We start from the raw sequence: 21,043 nt of genomic DNA, 5'->3' as shown, positions 1-21,043 counted from the left end.
TGAGGCGTAGAGAGTCTGGTCCATAATCGACGAGATCGACATCCGAAGGAGAGCGGTGTGTTTCGTTATCTACTTGGCGCAGTATTAGCGTCCGCGCCGCTCGCTGCCGCCAATGCACAACCTCCAAATTTTTGCAGAACCAGTGTCAAACCTAACGAACCGATCGAGTCGCGTTTCATGGGAATCGAGTACGCGCTGATCATGCATGTGCTTGCGGAGAGATATTGCGGGGCGGAGCCGAAGCCGATGCGCCCGCGATTTTTACAATATGTCGAGAAACAAGGCTGTGGTCCTAGAACCGAGATCTATTCCGATCTCGAGGCGGCGATTGCCAAGATGGAGGGAGCGAGCCTGAAGCTTCTCGCTCAGAATGGAGAAGCCGGACTGACGATCTCCGAACCGCAGGTGCAGGAGTGGGCGTCGGCCACGACGAAAGAGCTTGGGGGATGCGACGCATTGAAAGCCGCGCATGATGCCGAGCTTCAGCAGTAGGTCGCGATAACAGAAACTGTTAGCGGCATGCATTGCGGCTCGGTGAATAGGTTCAAACGGGAGCCACTGAGCCAGTAGCAGTCGGTTTCGCTCCCACGCCATAGCGGTTAAGATGGCTTAGCTGAGAACCGGCGCGGTCACTACATCGGACCACCTACCTCAGGAGTGCAGTATGAAATCGCCAACAGTGAGAGTCATGGCCGCGGCCGAGGAAGATCTGGCGATCGAAACGGTCATGCTGGCGTTTGCAGCGGATCCTATGGCGCGATGGACCTGGCCGCATGCACACCAGTACCTTGCGGCCATGCCGCGAATGATCCGGGCGTTCGGGAGCAGCGCATTCTCTAACGGAAGCGCCTTTTGCACCGACGGCTACGCCGGGACGGCGCTGTGGTTACCGCCCGGAGTGCAATCCGACGAGGAAGAGCTCGGTGCGGTGCTCGAGAGCACAGTTGCGCCCGCTGTTGCCCCCGAAACCACGGCCATATTCGAGCAGATGGCCACGTACCACCCAACCGAACCACATTGGTACCTGCCCCTGATCGGCGTCGACCCGGCGCATCAAGGCAAAGGTCACGGCGACGTCTTGATGGCGTACGCGCTCGCACGGTGCGATCACGACCACGCGCCAGCCTATTTGGAATCCTCCAACCCGCGCAACATTCCGTTCTACCGACGCTACGGCTTCGAACCGCTCGGCGCGATCCAGGTCGGTTCGTCGCCGACGCTCGTCCCGATGCTGCGGCGGCCGCGTTGAGCTCCAGTTCGATCGAGAGTTGGGCGTCCCGAAGTCCAGCGCGCAGCCCAGCCGCGAAACGAACTGGCGACAATGTTGCCGGCGGATATCGTCGAGTTATGGGTGATGTCCGCTTTTAGAAGCCGGACGATCTAGCTTTAACGACCGACATGAGGGCGCATTACAGCGTAACGGGTTTCCTGTCGCCCTTGCTAACATGCTCTAAGCAGTCTCGAAGATTGCCGCCATGACCGAACGGCTGCTTTCGAAAAACAGTTGGCTGAAGCGGACATTAGAACAAACGATCCCATTCCTTGCTACCGATTGGCAACTATTTCGCGCGAACCATAGCGGGTGCCTTCCATTGTGCCGTGCGCTCGGCTTCACCGGGACCGTAGACCCGCTGTACCGCAAAGAACGGAGCGTCGGGCGCTGGCAGCCAGTTGGATTCTCTATCAGGACCGGGCGAATCCTTCTGAATGTAGATGGTCACGGACCCATCGGCGGCGGTCTTCAAGCCCGGCGTCTGGCTGCCGATCGAATATCTTTTCAGCGGGTTTGGCACGAGCAGACGCTCGGGCAGATTGTACATTGTGATTGACCAGAAGTATTTCGCTTGCGGCAGCCCGCCGGGCAGGAACGTCACCGTGTAGTTGTTCTTGCTCGTATCCAGCGGCTGGCCATCAGAATCCGCAGCCCAGGTCTGGTAGACCGCCTGCTCCGAAAGGTTGCCCCACTGGCCCATCACCACGCCAGTCGTGCGGTTGAGATAATCGCCGTCGAATGTCTCGCGTGTATAAAAGAGCTTCGAGGAGTCGACCGTTTTTTGAACGTTCTCTGCAATTGCCTTCTGACCGTCGGCGACACCGTTTTCGATGGCCTTGCGCAATTCCGGATTCATCCGCGTAAGCTCCCAAGGTTCACCGGGCGCAATGCCGATCTTGGCGATCATATCCAAGGTGGGTTTGTCCGTCTCGTGCGGAACGGTAAACGGCAACATGAAATTCACGTAGCGAAAGATATCCGGCGTGTTTTCTACGCCCTGAACCCAATTCGGAAAGTTGAGTGCAGGTGCCTGGGGTGGCGCAGACTGACCAAGATAGGCGGACAAGGGCTGAAGCCTGATACCCTGCTGGGTTTTTTCCAGATTGGGTACATCTTCCGGGCCCGAGACACCGGTGCGGGTCAGCGTTCCAATGAAGTCGGACTCTCCGCGGATCACCCGCTTGATACCGGAAGGGGCAGTCCCACCCCATCGGGGCGAAATAAGTAAGTAATTACCGCCAGCGTCACCGTCCTTGACCGTCCCTGGGTTGTCGAGCACGAAATGCCACAAATCCATCCATTCAGTCGTAAGATAACGGCCGTCCGTTTTTGGAAGGGTAAGTACCCAAGGTTCGGCGCGAAGGTCCAGTTGGGCCCAGGAATAGGGCGTGTCGTTGTTTGGCGTGACTATGTCCTTGTTGTCGGGAGTCGACATACCGTAGTGGCGGTATGTGCCGAAACCACCGACGTATTCGTTCGCCTCGGCGTCGATGGCCTGAATGTATAGCGTGTGATATTGCATCGCTAGCGGATAGGCGAAGATGTAAGCATCCTTCGCGATGGCGCGGGCGTCCTCTGGCGTGACGGTCTGCGCGCCCACCTTGGTGATGAGGCCAACGGCAAGCAAGCCGGCCAAAAGACAAATGTTGACGGTAGCTGCGATTTTCTTGAATGGCATTCCATCCTCCATCCATACTGACTTCTTGTTGAGCGTTCAAACGCCATAGTTCGAACGCTTAATTGACCAGCTCGAAATCCGTCAGTTTGAAGCTCTTGTCGAAGAAGCCCTGTTCCGGCGCATAGAGGCGGAAGTAGACGAACCAGCCATCGTCGCCGACGGTCTTCATGTGGTTCGTTTCGAAGCCAGCCGGGGCATCAGGCCCGATGAAGAGATCGACGCTGCCGTCCTCGTTGTACTTCAGCTCCTTCATCCGGCTGTCGAGGTTAGCGCTCCGAAGTTCGGTACCGCCATTGTCATACGCGCGGCGGGTGTTTTCGCTGTAAAGAGTCAGTGACCAGAACTGGCCGACCGGAACCTTGGCCGGAACATGCAGCTTGTAGGTCCTGTCGGCGCGCAGCGTGTCGCCGTTCGAATCGCGCTTCGTGGTCATATAGACTTGCCCAGCGCCCGGGGTTGGGTTGACCATACCTTTGGTCGAGGCCACCGCCTCATAGAACCAAGTGGCACGAGGGTCGATCTGCTGGATTATCTCCGTCTCCTGCGGGAGGTCGAAATCGAAACTTTTGTACCAGTTCGTGCCTTCCCACCATACTTCGGCATAACGTGGGTTTACCTGCAGGTTGCGGGTCATGAGTTCGCCCATGGCCGCGCCCTTCTTCAGGACCTGCTGCAAGCGCTCGTCCGGGGCAAACTCCTTCCCCTTCGCAATACCGAGCGGCTCGAGCATCGCCATCCAAGGCTTGTCGATCTCACGGACAGGTTCTTCCTGGATGATCTCTGACAGGTTCTTCCAATAATCGAGACCGCGGGGCGCGGTCGCGCTCCACTCGACGTCCTTTCCCCTGAGGAAATTGCACGGCTTCAACTCGCTGCCGACGCGGCCCATTTTGTATTCTGACGTGTATTTTTCGTAGAAAGCCGGGTCGGAATCAAGAATTCGGATTCCAATGAAGACGTTGTTTGTGGCGCTCTGGAAGACATGCACTCCGTCTTTCCTGTATTTCGCCGGATCGTCCTCCGGGCCGACGATTATGTAGCTAGCGCCTTTGCCTTGATCAGGTCCGGTAAGCCCAAGGTCGAAGACCGGCCTCTGCCAGAAGTCGAGCACGCCACCGGCCGTCTGGCCTGCCGGATAGTCGATTTGGAGCGCGCCGTCCTTGAGATTGCTGAAGTTGAAGATGTAGGGCGTCGTTAGGTTCGCCGTGACGATGCCGCGTTTTTCCTTCAATGACTCCAACACCACGAAGTCGGTATCGTTTTTGACCCCGTAGGCCTTCCCTTGGTTATCACGCCAAGTGGTGACGCTGACCAAGGGGGTGCTCCAGATATAGGCTTGCGACGCCCGCTGGTAGTCCATTTCGTCATACAGCCGCTTCGACGCGCCGTTGTCGAAATAGTTGTCCTGAAGCTCGATGTCGCCCATCGGTGTCTGGATCGTCTCGTCACCGTGAAGCATGGCATCTTCGAGACTAGCTTGAGCACAGGCGGCCGATGCAAGGGCCGTGGTGCAAAACAGCGAGGCGGCAAGCGTCCTGGCAGGGAATCTTCGCATCGAAATCTCCTGTGGTTGTGGAGCAGGCCATATGGCCCAGGCCGTCACCTTCTCGGTTGGCGCACCTGTTCACTGTTCGCAGTATTTTAGGGCGCGCAACGAAAACGGGAATACCTGGCGCGTCATTCTTGATAAACGTGTCGAGATAGGCATTCTGGGATGACCCAGGAGCATCGTCTACGTGATCAGTGCAAATTTGCTCAAAGGGACGAATCGGCCCATCGACGTTGAAGTGTAAGCGCAAGGGTCGTGCTGGGACTCTGTCCGAAAAGTCCCCGATATTTCGCCGATAGGCGGCCGAGATCAGAGGCGGCACCCCATGAGCCGCGCTTTGCCGGCCTCATGGATGAGCCCCGCGGCACATGATTCATGGAGCGCGGCGCGGCTAATACGGATATGACGAAGGGTGAGCGCGTGCTTTCGCCGCGACCCCGCCGTTGAAGAAAAGCTCTCCTACATAATTCCTCGAATCCCATGCGATTTTAGAGTAAAATTAACCAGTGCATCGAGAGGGCGGAAACGTCCTTGCGCGCCGTATGCGTCGCGCAGCGCTTACGAAGGAAAGATGAGCCAATGAAAAGGTTAGCAATCGTTATCCTGTCGCTGGTGACGGCGCTGACGAGCGTCTCGCAGGCCGTGGCGTTTCCCACCATTGCCGTTCCGAAGATCGAAGCCGCCAAGGCGCAGCCGGTCCAGTACAGAAATTATCGCGGTGGGTACCGAGGCGGTTATCGAGGCTATCGCGGGCGTGGATACCGCCATGGTGGCGACGATTGGGCCTGGGCACTCGGCGGGCTCGCCACCGGCGCGATCATCGGCGGAATGCTGGCGCAGCCGCGGTATTATGGCCCGAGCTACGGTGGGGGCTACTACGGTCAGGGCTACTACGACCGGGGCTACTACGGATCGCCCTATTACGGTCCGCCGCGCTACTACGGGTCGACCATTTACCGTCCGCGCTACTACGCGCCTTACCGCCCGCGCTACTACGCGCCGCGCGATTACCGCCAGGTCTATAGTGGCGGCAACGGACATACGCGCTGGTGTTATGCGCGCTACCGGTCCTACAGGGCTTACGACAACACGTTCCAGCCCTACTACGGTCCGCGACGGGCGTGCATCTCGCCCTACTGATGATTGCGGGCGCGCATGCCTGTACGCTCGCCGTTGAAGCGTGGCGCGATTTTCGGAACTGAAGGCGATACCCACGGTTCCGGTCAGGCCAAGCCATTGCCGCTTCCGGAATGCGCCCCTTGACGGTCATAAAGGCAGTTGTTGCCTCGGGCCGAAAGCGGCCATCGCATTGCTTTGACACGACTCCGGGCGCCGACACGAGCGGTGAGAGCGCCAGGCCAGGCCTAGTAGCCGCGTTGCGATGCGGCCCGCGCCACAGCCGCGTCCTCCATGACGTAGGTCGCATATCGGTGGTCGCGGATCAGTGTTATCTTTTGATCCCTCCATTCAAGCAGCATGAAATATGCAGGAGCAGCGGACGGCGCAGCCGAGACCAGCAATATTTCCCTGCCCTCCAGAGAAGCCGGTTCGATCCAAACCCGCGGATAGTCCGCATAATAGGAAAAGAACCGGCCAACGTTGGCCGCACCGGAGACCTGCGGCCGTCGTGCCTGACGAAGCTGAACATCCTCGGCAAGCAGGCTGCGCAGGGCCGTCCAATCCCTCGCGTTGAAGAGCGCTGCGAAATTCAGAACCTCGGCACTTGGGGGCTGCGGAACTTCGGACTCTCTAGCGGAGATGGATCGCAATCCTGCCCGACCACGCGAGAGATGGGCTTTGACAGCATCGATACTCAGGCCCAATAGCGCGGCGATGTCTGCGATCGGCTCTCCGAGCACATCCTTGAGGATCACCGCGCTACGCTGCGGCACCGGCAATTTGGCATAGTGAGCCAGGGCGATCCGCACCGTGTCCTGCCTTATCAACGCATCCTCCGGATCGACAGCAGTGACATCAGCCAGATCAAAGGCCGTCTCCAGCGGCTCCGACCGGCGGGTACTTCGCTGGCGCAGCGCATCGATGGCGCGATTGTGAACGATGCGAAACAGCCAGGGTCGCAGCGGCGTGCCGGACGAGATCGAACCGACCGTCGCGAACGCACTGACCAACGCGTCCTGTATCACGTCCTCGCCGTCGATCACCGAGCCGACCAATCGCGCGGCATAGCGATGCAGTTCCGGGCGAACTGCATCCGCCTCCTTGGCCAGCGCCGCGTAGAGTGCGTTCTTCGCTTCTGCTTCGAGGGCAGCTTCATCCATCATTCGATGACCGTCACGCCCGTATCTCCACGCACGGCGTAGATCATGGCCTCTTCCAGTGCCGTCTTACCGATCAGTTCGGCTACAGTATCGCCAAAGCCGCGCGGTGTCATGTCCGGCCAGGTGGCGGCCTGTTCGGCGAATGTCCGGCCCGCCGCCGCAGCATAGCCGGAGATTCCGGCGTTGCCCACGCCGGTTCCTGCGAACATCTGCCGGGGAACAATGACCCGGAAACGCAGGCGGAGGCCGAGCTGCGTCGACAAGCCCTCGGCATATTTTGCAATGAACCACTGCGCCCGTTTTGCTCCTGCATAGCCTCCCGACAGCGGCGAGCCCTGCACCGCGGCTCCGCTGGAAACGAGAACGACCAGCCCGCCCGGCGCCATCGGCAAGGTCAGAGCGGCCTGCACCCAATGGAGGGCGGCCTTCACATCCACGTTCCAGTTGGTCGTGAACGCCTCCCAGCCAACACGGTCGATCCGTTCCATGGGCGGTTCCGCGCCGGCGTTCATGATGACGACATCAGGTCTTGTCTCCGACATGATCCTCTTTGCGGCATCGGCACTGGTCGCGTCAGCAGCGACAGTCGTGACGGCCAGTTGCTCTCCAAGCGCTTGCAAAGTCGTCGCGTCGCGCGCCACGACGGTCACTTTAGCGGCGCGCGCTACAAACGCCTCGGCCATTCCGAAGCCCAACCCGCGGCTACCACCGACGACAACGATGCGTTTTCCATCCAAATCCATGTTGTTTTCCTCATTCGATCCAAACCGCGCAAAGGCAGTCGCGACAAGGACGTTCGAACGAGCTGAAAAGAGTCACTATTTTTCACGCTCGTCATTGAGTTAGCTGTGTCGCCAAACCTTTATCGCTGAGATCAGCAGGATTGCGGCCAGGGCTGGCAGGAGGAAGGCGTTCGGCACGATGCCGAGCAAGAGGCCGCCGGCAAAGGTGCCGACGATCGAGCCCCCGCCATGACCAGCAGCAAGGTCTTGTTGCGGCCAAGGACCGAAAAATTCTGGTCGCGGCTGTAGCGGGTGAACCCGACCAGCATCGTGGGCAGGCTTACGGCGAGGGAGAGGCTTCCGGCCAGCTTGATATCCGCCCCGAAAAGCAGGACCAGCGTCGGGATCAACAGCTCTCCGCCCGCAACGCCGAGCGGGGATGCGACGATCCCGATGATGAAACCCGACACCACGCCTACGATCATCTGGGCGACGCCCGTTAGAAGCGCCTGGCCGGCTGTCGCATCGTGGCCGAGGACCAGGACGACGGCGATCGCGACCAGCATGGCGGCAATCACCTTGTAGAGGGTTTCCGACTTCAGGCGGGTTGCCCATCCCGCGCCAAATCATGCGCCGAGCAGGCTTCCAGCGAGCAGGTTGACGACAATCGGCCAGTTCTCGGCGATCGTGCTGAAAGGCACTGTCGCAGCACGGAACGGGAGCGCAGTGGCAACAACGACCAGGCTCATGGCCTTGTTGAGGATGACCGCCTCAAGAGCCGCAAAAGTGAACAAACCGATCAGGAGAGGTAACCGGAATTCCGCTCCTCCAAGCCCAATCACCCCACCGAGGGCACCGATAATCCCCCCGCCGGCAAAGGCCACGGGGAGATTTTGAGACTTGGGTGGCGAGGCGGGCAAATCCTGAGACATCGATATAGTCCGGTGAAGATATCGCTATCCCCAACTGACATAATCGAATTCACCAAAGTAAGCTTGGGTGCCACGTCGGCTTAGGGCCGAAAGTGGACGACTACCGTGATCTTCGATTGCGGGTGTTGAAACATGGGCTTCAGTGGTAGCGATGGTAACGCTGAGACTCAGTAAAACTTCAATCTGAGCGGGGGTAACATTGCGATTTAAGGGCATTATTCTGAGTGCCGTCACGGCTCTCGCGTCGTGCACTACAACTTCACCCTATAACACCCCAGAGATACGCCGCGTCGGGTCAGCCGGGAGTGCATTGGGCAAGTGCTTGGAGCGGACCACAAAATCGTATCTTGTTTCAAACAAAGATCCGGAAAAAGTCGCTTCAATGCTTGATAACGGATGCATGGCAGAACGAAAGGCTATGTCGGATGCTAAGCTCGCGGCTGGTCTGCCGGTGGATTATTTCGATTACGGAAAAGGGCGACACGAAGTCTCATTATGGTGGGTGCGCCATTTACAGTAGGGAGGAAGTCGCTTCCGCAAGCGTCGATCTGATCTACCGCGATCCGCATTTCAGCAGCAATGCCAACTACAACGTGCTGTTTCGATCAACCTAGACTAGCTTGCAGGCGACACGAATGGGCATGGGTCCAGTATCGCCCGTTCCACCGGCGACGGAGCTGACCCAGACTTTGCCGATGATCGACGGGATCGATATCGCTGGCCTTAGCTAATTCTTGATCACATTGATGTTGACGGTGACGTCCTTGATGGTCCCCTCCCCGTAGGAAACCCTCACCTTGTACATGTCACGTCCAGAATAGCCGCTGTTGGAAGTATAGTATTCCGACACGCCGGGAGATTTCCTGGAATTGCATTTATTGCGGATGCCATCCTTGTAATTGGAATAAATATTCTCTTTGACGAATTCAACCGAGCCATGCGCCGGGGCTTCTACCAATTTTATATTGGCTATTGTTGCAGCCGTGCAGTCTTCATTCAAATTGTAGGACTGGCCCATCTTTGTCCGCTCTCCACTCAGAGCCCGACTGTGATCCGCAGAAATAGCCACACCGTTTTGAGTGGTGACACATCCAGACAGACCGAAAATGATGGAAAGGACAGAAATCGAAAGAGAGTTTTCTTTCAAAAATCGCGAAGCCTGCATTTTGTTTTTCATCTCTTGGTTTATTAATAGCGCCATTCACCTTATCCAAACAGCAGCCTATTGCAATCGTAGGTGCCTGCGGCCGCCACCGCCTTCATGGTCTTTCACCGCGGAAGCAGCCTGCCAGCAAAGCCGATGGTACAGCGCCCATGCTCGACTTTAATCCGCTCTATTCGACCCCGCAGATTGCGGCCATCGAACAGTTCATCGATCAGCATTATCCGCTTGCTGGGCCGGTTTCCTGCCGGATGCTGCAACGCGGCTTGAATGATGTGTATCTTGCCGTTGCGAGCAGCGGCGAGCGTTATGTGTTCCGGCTTTCCCATCGTCGCGCTCGTGGTCCGGCCGACGTCAAGACCGAAACGGCGTTCCTGGCGCATGTTTCGCAATCGGACGTTCCGGTCGCAGCAGCCATCCCGACCCGCGAAGGCAGCTTGTTCGTTGAGGGAGATGCGCCGGAGGGTCCGCGCCAGGCCGTGCTCTTCCGGGCGATCGAGGGCCGTAAGCCGGATACGGCGGATGCCGGCGATGCGCGGGCCAACGGCAAGACCCTTGCTCTGCTGCACAACGCCGCCGAGACATTCCAGCCGGAGGGAGCGCTCTATCGGCTCGACCTCGAACATTTGCTGCATCGGCCGCTCGCGCGCATATGCGATAGCGGCGTCGTGGAAGACGCCGGCGTCCGCAGCGACCTTGAGGACATCGCGGCGCGGACCGCAAAGGCGATCGAAGCCTTCGCCGATTTGACGTGGACGTATTGCCATGGCGACTGTCACGGCTCCAATGCGCGGATCAACGACGCCGGCGAAGCCGTCTTTTTCGACTTTGACGACGGCGGTCCGGGGTACCTCGCTTACGACCTCTCGGTGTTTTTGTGGGCGCAAACATCCTTCGGCCGGAGGTCGACCGCCATGTGGGACGCTTTCGTCGATGGCTATCGAGCCGTCCGGCCGATCACGCCCGATGACTTCGAAGCCGCCCACCGCTTCGTGATCGTCCGCCATTTTTGGCTGATGGGCGAATATGCCAGCCGGACCCAGGAATGGGGAAGCGAGGCGGTCGGCTGGATTGCCAGGCAGGCGAATTTCCTCAAGACGTGGGAGACCGAACGATGTGTCGATCGGCTGCTCTGAATTCAGCTCTGCTCGGCAGCCGGAGGATCGGCGGTGCGTCGGCGCAGTCGGCGATCGCTTCGACCTTCGCCCACTTGGCCTGGTGCAGATAATGGGACGCCCGAGAAGGTCGATATATGGGAACCTGTCGGGATATCAGCACTTAGGGGCCACCGGCCCCCGTTGGCGTGAAATTAGTCCGAGGATACCAACCTTCATCTTCTTCTCGCTCACGCGGTCCCGGCGCGGTTTAGGGCTATGATGTCATTGTGAGTAAGACTGTCGCCTTTTTCCATGAAGACCTTGATCAGGGCCTCGCGATTGTCCGCCGAGCGGTTCTGATCAGCTTTTTCGAGCGCCGTTTGCAGCTCGTCAGCAGACAGTTCCGTGCAATAGGCAGGCGTGCCTGGCTGTTGTCGCCATGAGGTCGCGAGACCCCCGGCATCGAGAGCGTCGAAGCCCGTCGCCTCTACCAGTTGCATAACAATCGACTTCTTTTCGAGGTCATCACCCGCTACCGGAAGGGCGATGCGGCCGGGTTGCGACTTGTCTACGCCTTTTTCCGCGAGAGTCGCAGAAAGCACCGCATTCCAGGCTTTAATGATCGGTCGGTTGATCTGCTCGCTGGCCCAGACCGCTTCCGGTTTGCCACCATCAACATCGGTGATCGCTCCGTCACGGAACGGATAGTAATTGGACGTGTCTACGACAACGACGTCCTCGGGAACATTTGCGAATAAATTGGCAAGATCGCGATGAGCCGAAAACGGGATGGAAAGGATCACAATGTCCACCCCCGTCACGGCATCTTCCTTGGTCGTTGCCGTCGCACCGACTTCCGCGGCGAGATCGCGGATGGATTCCGGACCCTTTGAGTTGGCAAGCTTGACCTCGTGATCTGCGGCCGCGAGCTTGCGTGCAAGTGTCGCGCCGATGTTCCCTGCGCCGACAATCCCGATTTTCATATCATTTCCTTGCTGCGAATATTGGATTCAACGCACGCCAACGGAAGCGTGACTTGTTGTGCTCCAAAGAATAGGATCAGCTACCGGGTACGGCAAGAACCGACTAAAAGGTGGGTAACCTACCCAGAGGTATGTATGGCAGTTGAACGAGACTGGCGCTGCGACGACCCGAAGCAGCGAATGGTATGGGCGGCGGCAACCCAGGACGCTCTGCGGGTCCTTGAAGGGAAGTGGAAGATCGTCATCATCTGCCAGCTCTTCGCCGCAAAGGGTCCGCTAAGATTCTCGGAACTCGAAAAGCGCGTCGAGGGCGTGAACCAGAAGATGCTGATCCAGCAACTCAAGGAGTTGGAGAAGGATGGTATCGTGACAAGAACCGTCTATCCACAGGTGCCGCCAAAGGTTGAATATGCACTGAGTGATATGGGGATCGCACTCGGTCCATCCATGGCGGAACTCATCGACTGGGCGTTCATGCGTCGTGATGCGCGTGCCGCAGCGTCGCAAGATCCGGCGTAAGCGACCAGAATATTTTCGTGACTGCCCGCTGTGCATCGCCAGATCAAAAGGAGCCGCTGCGTCGAGCCGCGCTGGCCGAGATCGTCTACCCCGCCGCTTAACGAAATTCAGGTTCAGGCGACGTGATCAACGCATCCTCAAGCAACACCCTGGCTGCATCGCGGTTTGCCTCCACTATGGCAGGATCGCGCGTCGATTGTGCGATCACCATCGCGCCCTGGAAGAGCGACAGAATCTGGATCACGGCTCTTTCGGGTTTGCTTAATGGCAAAGGCTCGATGAGTGACGCAACAAATCCATGTAAGCCTTTAAAATACGCGGCGATGGTTGCCTGCACGTCTGGGGAGTTAGCCTCCGGCCCGAACTCGGCCAGTCCTTTCACGAAGGGACAGCCGCGGAAGGAAGGCGCACGGAACGGTTCCTCTAACGCATCAAAGATGGCGAGGACGCGCTCCAGCGGCGACAGCCCGGCTCTTTCAGTCGAGGTTGCGAGCATCTGAAACCAGGTGTCCGTTTTGTAACGCAAATAGGTAGCGATTAGGTCTGCCTTTGATGGAAAGTGCTTGTAGAACGTCATCTTGGCCACGCCGCTTTCGGCAATGATGCGGTCTATCCCAACTGAGTGGATGCTGAACCGGTAAAACAGGTCCGACGCCGTCTTTAATATACGTTCTCGCGGGGCAAGGGCGTTGAGCGGCTGCCCCTCCACATCCACGAACTCAAGCATGCCGCGCGTTTCCATCCTTCGCCACCTCAGATTCTTCTTACACTGGTATACAGACTATTCTGTTAATTTAAAGATTGCAAATACGTACAGGTCTGTCTATGAGGATGGAACGCCCCTTGGATTTCAGAGAAAGGACTTAAGATGAGCGGAAAAGTCATTGTTGTGACCGGCGCGAGCAGTGGTTTTGGGAAACTCACGGTATTGGAGCTTGCAAGGCGGGGTCATACGGTTGTTGCGACCATGCGAGACGTCGAAGGAAGAAATGCCAAGGTCCGGAGCGAGTTCATCGAGGCGGCGAAAGCTGAAGGGCATGTATTGCACGTCCTTGAAATGGATGTCGCCGACGAGGCATCGGTCAATTCCGCGATCGAGCAGGTCATCAGGCAGCACGGAAAAATCGATGCCCTGATCAACAACGCGGGAACGATGGCCGTCGGGGTCACGGAAGCCTATACGGTCGCGGACGTCGAACGGCAATTTGCGGTCAATTTCTTTGGCGCCCTACGGGCCGACCGCGCCGTACTGCCGCACATGCGTGCCGCCGGCAGCGGACTTCTCGTCCATGTGACATCCCTGATGGGGCGTGTGATTTTTCCGTTCTTCGGCGTCTATTCTGCGAGCAAGTTCGCGCTCGAGGCGCTTGCCGAAGCCTATCGGTACGAACTGAAGGGCTTCGGAATCGACTCCGTCATCGTTGAGCCTGGGCCATTCCCGAGCAACCTTATCTCATCGAGCCCGGAGCCCTCCGATCAGACCGTGCTTGCATCCTACGGCGAGGTTGCGGCGATACCGGGTCAGATCAAGGCCAACGACGGACACGACGAGGCCAATCCGCCACGGCCCCAACGTGTGGCCGATGCCATTGCGCAGTTGGTCGAGGCCACGGAACGGCGTCCATTGCGCACGGTCGTCATGCCTGAAGGCATGGATCTCGGTGTCCAGCGGTTGAACGAGGCCGTCAGCCCAATCCAGAACGACCTGCTCACTTCGCTCGGCATGTCGAGCATGATCTGACACTCTGCGGTTGGCGGGACCGTGTCCTACTGGTATGCAGCAAACCGTTGACGGGCAGGTGGTCCACATTTCGAGCCTAATCGGCTTCTTTCCGCGTTACGTGCCCTTCGTGCTGGGGCAATGCGTCGGTGATGGTGAACCAGGGCGCTTTCGAACCGACGAACATGTGGTCCGTCGGTGAAATTGACGGAGCATCGACCAGCGTCCCCATCGCGACGTGCACGAACCCTCCGTCAACGCGAGAAAACAGCAGCGAGCCGCATGTCTTGCAATGCTCATCGCTGAACTGGTCTTTTTCGAATGAGGAGATCTCGCTTTCACCCCGAACGATAGTCAGTTCGTTGCCATGGATGCGGGCGAATGCCTTGAACGCCGACCCCGTTGTGCGACGACAAGCTGCGCAATGACAGTTTGCTGCGAAGATGAACGCGTCTGTGACCCGATAGCAGACTGCTTTGCACAGGCAGGTGCCCAGTAACAGGCGCTTACGGTTGGTCTCGTTCATCTAGGTTCTCCGCACGTCGTCATCGCTGTTGAGCTTCTGCCCTGCCCCAGACTTCGTCGAAAGACTTCTCGCCGGTTTCTGCCTTGGCCAAACGCCATCGATCGCGGTTTCGCCGCGTCGCAATTCAACACGGCTCAACGCCGGTAACTCCGCGCGGCCGCCACTAGAGCATTTCCGTTTTTCTCCGAATCACGGAAATGCTCTATCTCTTTGTTTTCACGCAATTCCGGACGCAAAACCGCTCCGCACTTTTGCTGGAATTGCTCTAGTGGTTATCGGTCCGAAACCTTGGCTACAAAGGCGAGGGCCGTCGCGTTGAATTCGTCCGGACGCTGTAACGGCGCGAAGTGACTAACGCCGGGCAAAATGATCAATTCGGCGCCCGGAATAGCGTCAGCCAGGTAGTTGGCATGCTCTCGCTTGATAAATTCGTCATGCTCGCCGAGTGCGATGACCACCGGCACTTTGATGGCGCCAAGGTCCTCTTTGGTATAGTTTGGCTGGGTTCGCATCATCAGTCCCACCGCGCCGACAAACTGGTCGAAGTCACCTGGCGTGGCGGAGAGCATGGCGTAGTCTTTCTTGTGGCGGCTGAAGCAGCGATCGAGAAACGGACTCGGTTCGATCTGCTTTGTGCCACCAGGATCCATGTTGCAGGCAAAAAAGAAGACGCCTGCCACGCGTGCTGGTGCCTTGGAGGCAAGCACCAGAGCGACGCAGGCGCCGTCACTCCAGCCGACGAGGGTAGCCTTGTCGAGGGACAGGTGGTCCATCACAGCCACGACGTCAGAAGCCATGAATTCATAGGAATATGGTCTGTCGTCGCGGGTGCTGCGGCCGTGCCCGCGACTGTCGATCGTCACCACGCGGTGGCCCGCCGCCGCCAATGCCGAAACCTGATTTCCCCAGTTGCCGCTGTGGCCGAGTCCGCCATGCAAGAGGATGATGGGAGGACCGCTACCAAATGATGCATACCAGATCAAGGCCCCGTCATGCTCTACTCGACCCTCGCGATCGGGGGCAGGAAGGGCGGCTCCATGCTCAGCAAACTGGCTAAGATCGTCGTCATATAAACTCATATCGCGTCCCCGTATTTTAAGAGCTATGCGCCGCCAGCGAATAGATGCTTCATCGTTGACTTATACCGATCGTACGGTATAAATATTCGTATGTCTAGACCAACCAAACACGCACCCGAGCGGGGCGATGCTCGAACCCGGCTCCTGGAAGCTGCAAAGGACATTATTCGCACCAAAGGCTTCGCCGCGGCCAGCGTTGATGATCTTTGCAAGGCGGCTGCGGTAACTAAGGGGGCATTCTTCCACAGCTTCGGCAGCAAGGAAGCTCTGGGAGTTGCAGCTGCGGAATTTTGGGCGAGGACCACCTCGGACTTGTTCGCCGCTGCTCCCTATCATCATCCTCTCGATGCGCTGGATCGGGTGCTTGCATATGTCGCTTTTCGCAAAGCAATCATCACCGACGATGTCGCAGAGTCTAGCTGTCTGGTCGGAACGATGGTTCAAGAAACCTACATGACCTTCCCTCGCATCCGCGACGCGTGTGGAACCAGCATATTCGGTCATGCGTCAACGTTAGAGGCCGACATTGAACTGGCCCGCAGTGAACGCGGTATTATGGATGATTGGACTGCCGAAAGCCTGGCTCGATACACGCAGACGGTAATTCAAGGAGGATTTGTTCTTGCGAAAGCAGGAAATGATGCGGAGTTGGCGCGCGAAAGTCTCGCTCATTTGGAGCGCTATATCCGCCTTCTGTTTCGCGTTGCCGAGGACAAGACGTGAGCGAGATCAACTGACGTGAGCGAGATCAACTCGAGCTTGACCTCACGGATTTGGACGGCGCTCCGAAGATCGTGCGGGAACGATAAGCGCGGTTGTCTGCGCACGCGCTCTGCAGGAGCCCAGAAGCGCGCCCCGCGTCAACCGGGTGCTTAGAGCTAGGGCCACTGGCAACTGTCCCGGAAGACGCCGAGGTCCGCAGCGACCTTGAAGACGGCGGTCCGGGATACCTCGCTTACGACTTGTCGGTGTTTTTGTGGGCGCAAACATCCTTCGGACGGAGGTCGAACGCCATGTGGGACGCCTTCGTCGATGGCTATCGGGCCGTCCGGCCGATCACGCCAGATGACTTCGAAGCCGCCCACCGCTTCGTGATCGTCCGCCATATCTGGCTGATGGCGAATATGCCAGCCGGGCCCAGGAATGGGAAGCGAGACTGTCGGCTGGATTGCAAGGCAGGCAAATTTCCTCAGGCGGTGGGAGACCGAGCGATGTGTCGATCGACTGTTTTGAATTCAGTTCTGCTCAGCCCGGAGGATCGGAGTAGCAGACCCGGAGGTGAGCCATCGCTTCGACCTTAGCCCACTCCTGGGGCAGGGTAAAGGAACGCCCGAGAAGGTCGATATAGGGGAACTTGTCAGGGATATCAGCGAAGGAAGCGTGGCGCGATTTTCGCGACTGAAGGCGATACCCACGACTCCGGTCAGGCCAAGCCATCGCCGCTTCCGGAATGCGCCAACAGCGGTCATCGTGGCAGGTCTCAGTGGCTATATCTCTGTCGTTGCAACGGTCAGACGACGGTCAATTAATTATCGCGTCGCATTGTGCGTTCGATCGCGATCTTGAAATTTACGCTGTCGTTACTATGTTGTCCCCAACAGGACATCGTGTTTGTCGTCGCGTGCGAATGTCGTTGACATTTTTTAGTGTGCGTCGCATAAATGATAATGTCTAGTGTCACTTCATGCGTTATGATGTAGCCTATCTTTTTAGGTATCGTTTCGCCAAGTGTCTGTGTCGGTTCTCTGGAACAGCGGCCATCGGTCGTGATCTGGTTTTACCGCAGCTGTGAAGTGAAAGTCCACATAGACAATCGATTAAACGGGGAACGTACTCGGTACGCTCCCCGTTGCCGTTTATGGCAGATTGTCGTTCGGAAACATGTTCACGTGTTTCCTGCCACCTTTCACTGTCGTCACTTCGCCGTGACAATTCGAAAAATTACCGCCGATTGTGCCCGTCTCGTTGGATACATTGAAGTGTCGGACGTGATCGTATTTTTTTCCGAACCTAAGCCACGCGTTCAAGCTGCATGTATGTTCGTGAGGCGGCATCTTCGTTTCCGGTAACGAGTGCTCTTCTTTTCCGTAAGAAAAATATCGCTCGTTATCGTCGACATAATATTGATCATCTCGGTTACTTGTCGTTTTCGGCTTCTGCCGTTGCCTCATTTTCTTGAAATACGAGTCGACCTGATCCTCGAAGCCCTTCGGCTGAATTCCCGAGATGAAGATGTTGTTAAAGTCGGCCAACTCCTGAGATTTAAAATTCCTGATCGGAAGAATGCACATTTTGCGGAAAGTTTCGTTGTCGAACTTTCTCGCAAAATATGCGAACGCCTTTGTCAGCTTTGGTGTCACCATCCCAAAATAGTTCTGGATATTTTTTCCACCGAGCCCAGGATCATAGAACGCGATAAAAAAACCCGTGCCTAATATTTTTGACACGTAAGAAAGACTATCTTCGACAAGGAGCAGCACGCCGGTCCGTCCATCAATATCTTGAGATAAATAATCGATGAGAACCGAGACGGCATTTTTCTCAGGCTCGATAATGATCGAAGCGACGTTGCAACTGCTAAAGAGGTCTGGGAAATTATCCCTGACATCTTTTGGAATGATGTTCAGCTTTTTAACGCCGACATGGCGGTGGACGTCTTCGGACGTCGTGACGATCAGGAAGTGAAACGTCATTTATTTATCTTTTACAAGCTTAGCCAATACACTGGTCGGAATGATAATCTTGTCGAGGTCTGCCTCGTCGAGTGTAGAAATGGCATGCAGGAAATTAATAACCGCATATTTGGTGCTACGCGAGTGCGGGCGGCTTGTAGAAACTTCCCGGTCAGGAGTCGTCGTAGCAGCCGGTATCTCTCCATCGAACGAGTAGGTCTTGTCTGCGGGTATAATGCCAACGCGCGCTCTTCGAGACGAGTGCTGCACTACTTTGACCTTACCGTCCAAACCGGCCGCAAACTTCTTCAGAGTCAACGGTGCGATCAGGTCTTTATATGAGAAACCCTCTCTTTTTAGAAACGGCTCAACGTCCGAAAGCAGCCAAGGTTTCTCGTGCTCATCCCAAATTTCCTTAGTTTTCTTTTCTATAGTGTTGATGAGATTTTCTTTAGTGTGCACGATTGTCATTGTGTAACGTCCTGAACGCGATCCCTGAATCACACCATCACTATGCAATTCCTGCAGGCAGTCAAGCTGACCGCACGCGGCAACCTCAGGACTCTCAAGGTCTCTATCGAGCACATGCCATCATCAGTCTGCGGTGGCATTCATTATCGGCTTTGGGCCGAAAGTGGACGACTACCGACTTCGGAAAGCGCCGATAGCTGCCCATCATTTGATGATGAGGTATCGTTTCGTTAAAGCTTGCGCCCACTCTTGCGCGACGGCCGAGGGTTGCGAAGAAGAGCGCCGAAAATCCAAAAAACGAAGGACCACACAAGCAAGTACACAAATCCCCATTCCGGATAAGAACCTTCCAGGAGAAAATTGGGATTGAGCCAAAGATTAAAATCCAAGGCCCACGGCGACACCGAGCCGAGGTAACCGATCACGGTTCCAGCCAAGCCGAGCAGCATCATGACCAAACCGAGCTGTCGCAATAAATCTCTCCTTTAAAAGCTGCCGTGCGGACGGTGGTTCGGGCGGCGACAAGTCTTATCTGCCGAGCGATCGGGTCTAGAAGTCAAATGGTCCCACTTGATGAAGAGGTGTCGTAATCCGACCATCAGGCCTGCACCTTTGACCGCAGCCAGTCCTGAAGCTTTTCGACCGCTCCGGACTTCCGATATCGCGGCTTCACCAGATAGAAGTGCGACCGCGCCCTGAGGGCGCCGTCGAAGATCTGCCTCAGCCTGCCCGCCTCGATGTCTGTCGAGACGAAAGCGCGGGTTGCCACGGCGATGCCCTGTCCGGCGATGGCAGCTTCGATCGCGTGCGATGTCTGCGAGAAGCTGATGCCCCGAAACAGCGAGGGATCGCCGCCGCCGAGGAAGCGATCGATATATTCGGGCCAGGAATTATGGGCATCGTGAAGGAGCGTGTAGTGCGAGAGTTCTTCTGCGTTCTGAGGCTCGGCTCCCTCGGCGACGAGGCTCGGATTGCAGATGGCAATGATCTCCTGCTCGAATAGCAGTTCGGCGGCGAGACCGGGACCGAAGGGAGGGCTGCCATAGCGGACGGCGAGATCGACGCCGTCGGCCTGGAAGCTGGAAATGCGGTCCGTCGCCAGGATGTGGAGATCGAGATCGGGATGCCTCGAGGTGAAATCCGGAAGACGCGGGATCAGCCATCTCGAGGCGAAGGTCGGTGTCGTGCTGACCACCAGTTTGACCGGCTGAGGCTTCAGGTTCGCCGTCGCGTTTGCGAGCAGTTCGAAGGCACGCCGGACGTCGGCGACGTAGCTTCTCCCCTCGCCCGTCAACGCCAACGACTTCGGCAGGCGCTCGAACAATGTCACCCCGAGTTCCGCCTCAAGCCCGCGCACGTGCTGGGCGACGGCTCCCTGGGTGACGCCGAGCTCTTCGGCCGCGAGCCGGAAGTTCAGATGACGCGCCGCCACGTCGAAGGCCTTGAGGCCGTTGAGGGATGGAAGATTGCCGATCAGCATGGCCATTCGATAGTTTTTCTACTGGGACATGTCACGAAAACTGGTTCGTTCCCGCTCGAAGCCTATGGTATTCCAGGGATCAACGCCCGGCAATGGGTGCAAATCGAGCAGGGAGAGCGACGATGGCAGTAGAAAAGGTAGCGATCATCACGGCTGGCGGCAGTGGCATGGGTGCGGAGGCCGCGAGGCGGCTGGCGGCCGATGGCTTCAAGATCGCCATCCTGTCCTCGTCAGGCAAGGGCGAGGCGCTTGCCACCGAACTCGGCGGCATCGGCGTCACCGGCTCGAACCAGTCCAACGACGACCTCAAGCGCCTGGTCGACGCATGCATGGAAAAGTGGGGTCGGATCGACGTCCTTGTCAACAGTGCCGGCCACGGCCCGCGCGCGCCGATCACCGAGGTCACCGACGAACAGTGGCATACCGGCCTCGACGTCTATCTGATGAACGTCATCCGGTCGGTTCGGCTGGTCACGCCGATCATGCAGGCGCAGAAGTCGGGCGCAATCGTCAATATCTCCACTGCCTGGGTGTCCGAACCATCGGCGATGTTCCCGACTTCGGCGGTCTTCCGCGCCGGGCTTGCCGCCTACACCAAGATTTATGCCGATACCTATGCGGGCGACGGCATCCGCATCAACAATGTGCTGCCAGGCTGGATCGACAGCCTGCCGGCGACGGAGGAGCGCCGCGACAGCGTGCCGATGAAGCGCTACGGCACCAGCGCCGAAGTGGCCGCGACGATTTCCTTCCTCGTTTCCGAAGGGGCAGGCTATATCACCGGCCAGAGCCTCAGGATCGACGGCGGCCTTACCCGGTCCGTCTGACAGGATCGCTCTCAATACCAAGGAGACAGCGATGTGGAACGTCAAGGCCGGCGAGATGAAGAAGGCGGAGGCGA

At 57.6% G+C, this 21,043-nt stretch carries 22 protein-coding genes and 2 pseudogenes; 10 read left to right on the top strand and 14 right to left on the bottom strand.

The annotated features are described in order from the left end of the window. The first annotated feature begins 57 nt into the window (after nt 1-57). Complete coding sequence (locus tag RWK44_RS33920; RefSeq protein ID WP_316030085.1) at nt 58-492, top strand: hypothetical protein; 435 nt, start codon at nt 58-60, stop codon at nt 490-492. A gap of 172 nt (nt 493-664) precedes the next feature. After that, nucleotides 665-1,249 (top strand): GNAT family N-acetyltransferase, encoded by a 585-nt coding sequence (locus RWK44_RS33915; protein WP_168287671.1) that lies wholly within the window; start codon nt 665-667, stop codon nt 1,247-1,249. A 310-nt stretch (nt 1,250-1,559) separates the two neighbouring features. Here RWK44_RS33915 and RWK44_RS33910 read toward each other — a convergent pair whose 3' ends face one another. Then, nucleotides 1,560-2,951 (bottom strand): DUF1254 domain-containing protein, encoded by a 1,392-nt coding sequence (locus RWK44_RS33910; protein ID WP_316030084.1) that lies wholly within the window; start codon nt 2,949-2,951, stop codon nt 1,560-1,562. Nucleotides 2,952-3,009: 58 nt separating this feature from the next. Beyond that, nucleotides 3,010-4,410 carry a DUF1254 domain-containing protein gene (locus RWK44_RS33905; RefSeq protein WP_316030083.1) on the bottom strand — a complete coding sequence of 467 codons (1,401 nt, stop codon included), beginning with the start codon at nt 4,408-4,410 and terminating at the stop codon, nt 3,010-3,012. 127 nt (nt 4,411-4,537) lie between these two features. Here RWK44_RS33905 and RWK44_RS33900 point away from each other — a divergent pair, with 127 nt between their 5' ends. Together RWK44_RS33900 and RWK44_RS33895 are read left to right on the top strand one after the other, a co-directional pair. Beyond that, on the top strand, nt 4,538-4,669 hold the full coding sequence (locus RWK44_RS33900) for a hypothetical protein (protein ID WP_316030082.1): 132 nt from the start codon (nt 4,538-4,540) through the stop codon (nt 4,667-4,669). Nucleotides 4,670-5,079: 410 nt separating this feature from the next. Next, nucleotides 5,080-5,640: a BA14K family protein gene (locus tag RWK44_RS33895; RefSeq protein WP_168283680.1), complete on the top strand. Its 561-nt coding sequence runs from the start codon at nt 5,080-5,082 to the stop codon at nt 5,638-5,640. Between the two features lie 224 nt (nt 5,641-5,864). On the opposite strand, the gene RWK44_RS33890 is transcribed toward RWK44_RS33895, so the two are convergent. From RWK44_RS33890 to RWK44_RS33875, 4 genes and pseudogenes are all read right to left on the bottom strand, one after another. Beyond that, nucleotides 5,865-6,782 carry an RNA polymerase sigma factor gene (locus tag RWK44_RS33890; RefSeq protein WP_316030081.1) on the bottom strand — a complete coding sequence of 306 codons (918 nt, stop codon included), beginning with the start codon at nt 6,780-6,782 and terminating at the stop codon, nt 5,865-5,867. After that, a complete protein-coding gene (locus RWK44_RS33885) occupies nt 6,779-7,522 on the bottom strand; it encodes an SDR family NAD(P)-dependent oxidoreductase (protein ID WP_221977982.1) in 744 nt (247 codons plus the stop codon). The genes RWK44_RS33890 and RWK44_RS33885 overlap by 4 nt, the downstream gene beginning before the upstream one ends. 99 nt (nt 7,523-7,621) lie before the next feature. Then, nucleotides 7,622-8,433 (bottom strand): annotated as a pseudogene (locus RWK44_RS33880) (sulfite exporter TauE/SafE family protein). 727 nt (nt 8,434-9,160) lie between these two features. Continuing rightward, a complete protein-coding gene (locus RWK44_RS33875) occupies nt 9,161-9,598 on the bottom strand; it encodes a hypothetical protein (protein WP_376776724.1) in 438 nt (145 codons plus the stop codon). A gap of 149 nt (nt 9,599-9,747) precedes the next feature. Here RWK44_RS33875 and RWK44_RS33870 point away from each other — a divergent pair, with 149 nt between their 5' ends. After that, entirely contained in the window at nt 9,748-10,731 is a 984-nt protein-coding gene (locus RWK44_RS33870) for a phosphotransferase enzyme family protein (RefSeq protein WP_077975773.1), read from the top strand. 209 nt (nt 10,732-10,940) lie between these two features. On the opposite strand, the gene RWK44_RS33865 is transcribed toward RWK44_RS33870, so the two are convergent. Continuing rightward, a complete protein-coding gene (locus RWK44_RS33865) occupies nt 10,941-11,675 on the bottom strand; it encodes an NADPH-dependent F420 reductase (protein ID WP_410056155.1) in 735 nt (244 codons plus the stop codon). 135 nt (nt 11,676-11,810) lie between these two features. Between RWK44_RS33865 and RWK44_RS33860 the strand changes: the two genes are divergently transcribed. Next, the gene (locus RWK44_RS33860; protein WP_077975771.1) at nt 11,811-12,194 is read left to right on the top strand and encodes a winged helix-turn-helix transcriptional regulator; all 384 of its coding nucleotides are present in this window, start codon (nt 11,811-11,813) and stop codon (nt 12,192-12,194) included. Between the two features lie 97 nt (nt 12,195-12,291). On the opposite strand, the gene RWK44_RS33855 is transcribed toward RWK44_RS33860, so the two are convergent. Beyond that, a complete protein-coding gene (locus tag RWK44_RS33855) occupies nt 12,292-12,936 on the bottom strand; it encodes a TetR/AcrR family transcriptional regulator (RefSeq protein ID WP_132610363.1) in 645 nt (214 codons plus the stop codon). Between the two features lie 126 nt (nt 12,937-13,062). Here RWK44_RS33855 and RWK44_RS33850 point away from each other — a divergent pair, with 126 nt between their 5' ends. After that, nucleotides 13,063-13,935, top strand: a complete 873-nt coding sequence (locus RWK44_RS33850; protein ID WP_316030080.1) for an SDR family oxidoreductase — start codon at nt 13,063-13,065, stop codon at nt 13,933-13,935. A gap of 76 nt (nt 13,936-14,011) precedes the next feature. On the opposite strand, the gene RWK44_RS33845 is transcribed toward RWK44_RS33850, so the two are convergent. Beyond that, nucleotides 14,012-14,440 carry a GFA family protein gene (locus tag RWK44_RS33845; RefSeq protein WP_316030079.1) on the bottom strand — a complete coding sequence of 143 codons (429 nt, stop codon included), beginning with the start codon at nt 14,438-14,440 and terminating at the stop codon, nt 14,012-14,014. Between the two features lie 272 nt (nt 14,441-14,712). After that, nucleotides 14,713-15,519 carry an alpha/beta fold hydrolase gene (locus tag RWK44_RS33840; RefSeq protein ID WP_316030078.1) on the bottom strand — a complete coding sequence of 269 codons (807 nt, stop codon included), beginning with the start codon at nt 15,517-15,519 and terminating at the stop codon, nt 14,713-14,715. Nucleotides 15,520-15,609: 90 nt separating this feature from the next. On the opposite strand from RWK44_RS33840, the gene RWK44_RS33835 reads away from it, so the two are divergent. Both RWK44_RS33835 and RWK44_RS33830 read left to right on the top strand, forming a co-directional pair. Beyond that, complete coding sequence (locus RWK44_RS33835) at nt 15,610-16,242, top strand: TetR/AcrR family transcriptional regulator (RefSeq protein ID WP_316030077.1); 633 nt, start codon at nt 15,610-15,612, stop codon at nt 16,240-16,242. A 200-nt stretch (nt 16,243-16,442) separates the two neighbouring features. Next, a pseudogene (locus tag RWK44_RS33830) lies at nt 16,443-16,752 on the top strand (kinase); the annotation flags it as partial. 623 nt (nt 16,753-17,375) lie between these two features. Here the strand turns inward: RWK44_RS33830 and RWK44_RS33825 are convergent. From RWK44_RS33825 to RWK44_RS33810, 4 genes are all read right to left on the bottom strand, one after another. Further along, nucleotides 17,376-18,212, bottom strand: coding sequence for a hypothetical protein (locus tag RWK44_RS33825; protein ID WP_316030076.1), 837 nt, complete (start codon nt 18,210-18,212; stop codon nt 17,376-17,378). Further along, the gene (locus RWK44_RS33820) at nt 18,213-18,662 is read right to left on the bottom strand and encodes a hypothetical protein (RefSeq protein WP_168324063.1); all 450 of its coding nucleotides are present in this window, start codon (nt 18,660-18,662) and stop codon (nt 18,213-18,215) included. It abuts the gene before it with no gap. 230 nt (nt 18,663-18,892) lie between these two features. Then, on the bottom strand, nt 18,893-19,135 hold the full coding sequence (locus tag RWK44_RS33815) for a hypothetical protein (RefSeq protein WP_168324064.1): 243 nt from the start codon (nt 19,133-19,135) through the stop codon (nt 18,893-18,895). Nucleotides 19,136-19,260: 125 nt separating this feature from the next. Further along, a complete protein-coding gene (locus RWK44_RS33810; RefSeq protein WP_316030075.1) occupies nt 19,261-20,148 on the bottom strand; it encodes a LysR substrate-binding domain-containing protein in 888 nt (295 codons plus the stop codon). 116 nt (nt 20,149-20,264) lie between these two features. Between RWK44_RS33810 and RWK44_RS33805 the strand changes: the two genes are divergently transcribed. Next, nucleotides 20,265-20,969: an SDR family oxidoreductase gene (locus tag RWK44_RS33805; RefSeq protein WP_316030074.1), complete on the top strand. Its 705-nt coding sequence runs from the start codon at nt 20,265-20,267 to the stop codon at nt 20,967-20,969. Nucleotides 20,970-21,043: the final 74 nt, after the last annotated feature.

The organism is Rhizobium sp. 25PS6 (genome assembly GCF_032464655.1).
Classification (GTDB): Bacteria; Pseudomonadota; Alphaproteobacteria; order Rhizobiales; family Rhizobiaceae; genus Rhizobium; species Rhizobium laguerreae.
Note: the sequence above shows the minus strand (reverse complement) of the source record. Positions and strands in the feature narration are given on the sequence as shown.

Bases quoted from the DNA above. Each gene is read 5' to 3' on its own strand.
- RWK44_RS33915 (WP_168287671.1), top strand. From the start codon at position 665: ATGAAATCGCCAACAGTGAGAGTCATGGCCGCGGCCGAGGAAGATCTG.
- RWK44_RS33910 (WP_316030084.1), bottom strand. From the start codon at position 2,951: ATGCCATTCAAGAAAATCGCAGCTACCGTCAACATTTGTCTTTTGGCC.
- RWK44_RS33905 (WP_316030083.1), bottom strand. From the start codon at position 4,410: ATGCTTCACGGTGACGAGACGATCCAGACACCGATGGGCGACATCGAG.
- RWK44_RS33900 (WP_316030082.1), top strand. From the start codon at position 4,538: ATGGCCCAGGCCGTCACCTTCTCGGTTGGCGCACCTGTTCACTGTTCG.
- RWK44_RS33895 (WP_168283680.1), top strand. From the start codon at position 5,080: ATGAAAAGGTTAGCAATCGTTATCCTGTCGCTGGTGACGGCGCTGACG.
- RWK44_RS33890 (WP_316030081.1), bottom strand. From the start codon at position 6,782: ATGATGGATGAAGCTGCCCTCGAAGCAGAAGCGAAGAACGCACTCTAC.
- RWK44_RS33885 (WP_221977982.1), bottom strand. From the start codon at position 7,522: ATGGATTTGGATGGAAAACGCATCGTTGTCGTCGGTGGTAGCCGCGGG.
- RWK44_RS33875 (WP_376776724.1), bottom strand. From the start codon at position 9,598: ATGCAGGCTTCGCGATTTTTGAAAGAAAACTCTCTTTCGATTTCTGTC.
- RWK44_RS33870 (WP_077975773.1), top strand. From the start codon at position 9,748: ATGCTCGACTTTAATCCGCTCTATTCGACCCCGCAGATTGCGGCCATC.
- RWK44_RS33865 (WP_410056155.1), bottom strand. From the start codon at position 11,675: ATGAAAATCGGGATTGTCGGCGCAGGGAACATCGGCGCGACACTTGCA.
- RWK44_RS33860 (WP_077975771.1), top strand. From the start codon at position 11,811: ATGGCAGTTGAACGAGACTGGCGCTGCGACGACCCGAAGCAGCGAATG.
- RWK44_RS33855 (WP_132610363.1), bottom strand. From the start codon at position 12,936: ATGGAAACGCGCGGCATGCTTGAGTTCGTGGATGTGGAGGGGCAGCCG.
- RWK44_RS33850 (WP_316030080.1), top strand. From the start codon at position 13,063: ATGAGCGGAAAAGTCATTGTTGTGACCGGCGCGAGCAGTGGTTTTGGG.
- RWK44_RS33845 (WP_316030079.1), bottom strand. From the start codon at position 14,440: ATGAACGAGACCAACCGTAAGCGCCTGTTACTGGGCACCTGCCTGTGC.
- RWK44_RS33840 (WP_316030078.1), bottom strand. From the start codon at position 15,519: ATGAGTTTATATGACGACGATCTTAGCCAGTTTGCTGAGCATGGAGCC.
- RWK44_RS33835 (WP_316030077.1), top strand. From the start codon at position 15,610: ATGTCTAGACCAACCAAACACGCACCCGAGCGGGGCGATGCTCGAACC.
- RWK44_RS33825 (WP_316030076.1), bottom strand. From the start codon at position 18,212: ATGACGTTTCACTTCCTGATCGTCACGACGTCCGAAGACGTCCACCGC.
- RWK44_RS33820 (WP_168324063.1), bottom strand. From the start codon at position 18,662: ATGACAATCGTGCACACTAAAGAAAATCTCATCAACACTATAGAAAAG.
- RWK44_RS33810 (WP_316030075.1), bottom strand. From the start codon at position 20,148: ATGGCCATGCTGATCGGCAATCTTCCATCCCTCAACGGCCTCAAGGCC.
- RWK44_RS33805 (WP_316030074.1), top strand. From the start codon at position 20,265: ATGGCAGTAGAAAAGGTAGCGATCATCACGGCTGGCGGCAGTGGCATG.